General features: G+C 42.6%; 4 protein-coding genes. All 4 read right to left on the reverse strand.

What is annotated here, in order from left to right; genetic code table 11:
- On the reverse strand, positions 1-965 hold a 965-nt coding region (gene metG, locus WEIDD23_RS14955; RefSeq protein WP_242865514.1), incomplete at its 3' end, for a methionine--tRNA ligase.
- A 133-nt stretch (positions 966-1,098) separates the two neighbouring features.
- Complete coding sequence (locus WEIDD23_RS10685) at positions 1,099-1,515, reverse strand: cupin domain-containing protein (protein ID WP_010373993.1); 417 nt, start codon at positions 1,513-1,515, stop codon at positions 1,099-1,101.
- Between the two features lie 32 nt (positions 1,516-1,547).
- Positions 1,548-1,877: a hypothetical protein gene (locus tag WEIDD23_RS10690; RefSeq protein WP_010373995.1), complete on the reverse strand. Its 330-nt coding sequence runs from the start codon at positions 1,875-1,877 to the stop codon at positions 1,548-1,550.
- A 153-nt stretch (positions 1,878-2,030) separates the two neighbouring features.
- Entirely contained in the window at positions 2,031-2,258 is a 228-nt protein-coding gene (locus WEIDD23_RS10695; RefSeq protein ID WP_010373996.1) for a hypothetical protein, read from the reverse strand.
- Between the last annotated feature and the right edge of the window lie 82 nt (positions 2,259-2,340).

A 2,340-nucleotide genomic window follows, 5' to 3' on the forward strand; every position in this document is an offset into this window, starting at 1 on the left:
GTATCAGGGTACACAACGTTACCCTTAGACCTTGACATCTTACCATCACGCATCGTCAACCAACCGTGACCCAACACTTGCTTTGGCAATGGCAAGCCCAAAGCGTGGAGCATGATTGGCCAGTAAATCGTGTGGAAACGAACGATTTCCTTACCAACTAGTTGGACGTTAGCAGGCCAGAACTTATCAAACAACGTCGTGTCATCTGATCCGTATCCCAAGGCCGTAATGTAGTTAGACAAGGCATCGATCCAGACGTACACAACGTGCTTAGGATCAGATAGCACGGGAACACCCCACTTAAAGGCTGTACGCGTAACTGCCAAATCTTCCAAACCTGGCTTGATAAAGTTGCTAATCATCTCGTTCATACGAGATTCTGGTTGAATAAATTCAGGATGTGACTTGTAGTAGTCCAACAACCAGTCTGCATACTTACCCATGCGGAAGAAGTATGACTCTTCCTTAACCAACTCAACTTCGTGACCTGAAGGCGCCTTACCACCGATAACCTTACCGTTTTCGTCACGGTAAACCTCGGCCAATTGTGACTCCGTAAAGTACTCTTCGTCATCAACAGAGTACCAACCTTCATACTCACCCTTGTAGATGTCGTCTTGATCCAAGAATTGTTGGAAAATCTTTTGGATGGCCTTTTCGTGGAAGTCATCAGTCGTACGGATAAAGCCATCATTCGTGATGTCCAAATCAGCCCACAACTTTTGAATATCAGCAGCCATGCCATCAACGTATTGTTGTGGCGTCATGTTCAACTTTTCTGCTTTTTGTTCAATCTTCAAACCGTGCTCATCAGTACCCGTTAAGAAGTAAACATCTTCGTTCAACAAACGGTGGTAACGCGCTGCCGCGTCAGCCAAAACCGTTGTGTAAGTGTTACCGATGTGCAACTTACCAGATGGATAGTAAATCGGCGTTGTAATATAGAACGTGTTCTTGTCTGCCATTTTCTTTATACCTCCCGCCACTACGAATGGGTAGGGCGTCATTTTTTAAACTGCAGGTGTCTCCTGCAATGTCTGCCTTTTATTATATCAAATTATGGCCTAACTGAGAGGGCTTTTCACATGAACCAAAAAATCAAACTAATGTCTGTACGTCGACGTCAGCAATCAACCGATCAAGTTGCTCATCCGCATGCCAATCCGTCGGTTCACTGTCACCAAACTTAACATTATGTGTCACGGCGTGTGCTTCTTGATAGATATTATGTGACTGCCTTGCAGGCACAACAAAATAATCACCAGTTTGGTACACAGTTAGTTTCAGTTCATCATTCGCCTCATACGTCGCAAGAACAACTTTGCCGGTCTGCACAATGTAGACTTCCTGATACTTTTCATGATAGTGGCTATTCTGCCATGCACCTGTTTGATTAACGGTTCTCGTATATGAACTACCATCTGTAGCTACTAAGCCAAGTCGGGCCTCGCCGTTTGGCATTAGCCGAAAATTCGTTTTAACACCATACTGCGTTGCAACTTCTTTTTCTTCCATAAGACAAGCCTCCTTTTAAAAAAAGCTGGCTTTTATAGGTGATATTGGGCCGTCAAGGATTGGCCACCACCATTCGCCACATAGCCGGCACCGCCTTTATTTATCATCCGACGTAAAGCCGTTAACTCTATTGAAATTTCACTTGGTACTTTCGTGGCATCTGATAATTTCAAAAAATACAACGAGTTTGATAATTTACTAGCAACTGTTTGTGGTAGTTGTTGCTGTTGCTGATGATCCGCTTTAGCCATGTTCACTAATTTTTCAGCCTCGGGATAATCTGCACCGTCTATCTTTCTCGACATCGTCTCTAATAACTCATCAATTTGTTTATCCAATTGTTTTACACCAAATCCAAACATATGTAGGTCCCCCTTTGTGTACGTTTTAACAGTACACCGGAATTTTAACGCACGCAAATACACCTGTTAACCCATTATTAAATTTTTTTGTATCATATTTAGGCTATGATACAAAAAGAGCTTGAGACAGTAGCAACTATCCCAATCTATCAATTACTTTTTAACTGCATCTCCGTAAGCTGCAAAATTATTTTCCGTAGCCGTCACGCGCACATTAACTACTTCATCAGCACCAATCTTATCAGCCGCCTTAGCTAAATCCTTCAAAGCCCCCTCTACTGACATACCCAATCCAGATACAATTTGAATTTGTTCAAGCCCTGCTGGCACTTCGCCAACTGTCATTGGTAACTTAAAGTCATCTCCACCAAATAGTCCCATTACACTGTCCTCCGCCTTTTTAGTTGGCTTTATTGTACTTATTAATCATCAATTTTGCAGAGTTGGTGTTTTTTGAATGTAC

Source organism: Weissella sp. DD23, from assembly GCF_001579105.1.
GTDB classification, from domain to species: Bacteria; Bacillota; Bacilli; order Lactobacillales; family Lactobacillaceae; genus Weissella; species Weissella cibaria.